This window comes from Paenibacillus sp. OT2-17, assembly GCF_009827695.1.
GTDB lineage: Bacteria > Bacillota > Bacilli > Paenibacillales > Paenibacillaceae > Paenibacillus > Paenibacillus polymyxa_B.
This window is the reverse complement of record NZ_WUDQ01000835.1, coordinates 1-1173: the sequence shown is the minus strand read 5'-3', so window position 1 is coordinate 1173 and position 1173 is coordinate 1. Positions and strand designations below refer to the sequence as shown.

Annotated in this window: 1 protein-coding gene; it reads left to right on the top strand. The window is 47.8% G+C overall.

From position 1 onward, the window contains the following. The first annotated feature begins 112 nt into the window (after positions 1-112). The gene (gene sleB, locus GRP75_RS27505; protein ID WP_023988231.1) at positions 113-964 is read left to right on the top strand and encodes a spore cortex-lytic enzyme; all 852 of its coding nucleotides are present in this window, start codon (positions 113-115) and stop codon (positions 962-964) included. Positions 965-1173 lie beyond the last annotated feature (209 nt).

The following is a 1173-nucleotide window of genomic DNA, read 5'->3' as shown; positions in this document are numbered from 1 at the left end:
TGGCGACTACCTGCTGAAAGAAGATTAAAAGGGTGAATAGCTTTAAGCGGAGCTTGTCATAATAAACGTAGCCATCCTGTTAATCCCACAAAAGAAAGGTAGAGCGCAGCATATGAAAAAGACAATGGTCTGGATTTGCACGGGTATCCTCGCAGCCTCGGCTATTACGTACACAGGACTTTTTAAAAATGACTCTGCACAGCAGCAAGCAGAGCCGCTGAGCACACAGCAGAAAGTACAAGCAGCGCAACCTTCCCAGCCGACATTCAGCTCGGGAGCGGTTGATTTTGGATCTTACGGTCAGGATGTATATGAGTTGCAATCACGTTTGAAGTTGCTGGGCTTTTTTGGCGGGAAAGTGGACAGCCATTTTGGCAGCAGTACACTAAAAGCTGTCAAGGGTTTTCAAAAGGAATTTGGCATCCGTCCCGATGGAGTGGTCGGAGCAAAGACGAAATTAAAGCTGGTGAATGCTACTCCTAACTGGAAGCCAACGGAAACTCCTATGCATCGTAACAATCAAGGTTCCGCTCAGGGACAGACAGCGGACAATAACGATAAAGCGGATCAAAATGATGAAACGATGGGATCGGCCAACACCATGGGACTATCTGAAAATGATCTTAAAATTATGGCCAACGCGGTCTACGGTGAATCCCGCGGCGAGCCATTTGAAGGACAAGTTGCCGTCGCGGCTGTTATTTTGAACAGGGTTAAGTCACCCAGCTTTCCCAACTCACCATCTGGAGTGATCTTTCAGCCAGGAGCTTTCACAGCTGTAGCAGACGGCCAAATCTGGCTCACACCGAATGAGACGGCACAAAAGGCGGTACGCCAAGCACTGAACGGCTGGGACCCAAGCGGAGGATGTCTTTATTATTTTAACCCAAAAACAGCCACCTCCAAATGGATTTGGTCCCGTCCGCAGGTGAAAACCATTGGGGAGCATATTTTCTGCATGTAAAACGCCGAAGCAGCCGGGAGCTTGTCTCCGGTTGCTTCTTGGCTTTTGCATGGTTAGAATAAAGATTGGTACACTTTACCTCTTTACAGGAGGATGATTTACAGCAGCTAATGCTAATCAAAGGCTAGACGCAAATTGACGTCACAAAGGAGTTTTGGACTTGAACAAAACAGGTTTCGAGCGTGGCACACGCAGACAACTGAGGATTC

What these genes read in the sequence shown, in the direction of transcription:
- sleB (WP_023988231.1), top strand. Translation starts at nt 113, where the DNA reads ATGAAAAAGACAATGGTCTGGATTTGCACGGGTATCCTCGCAGCCTCG.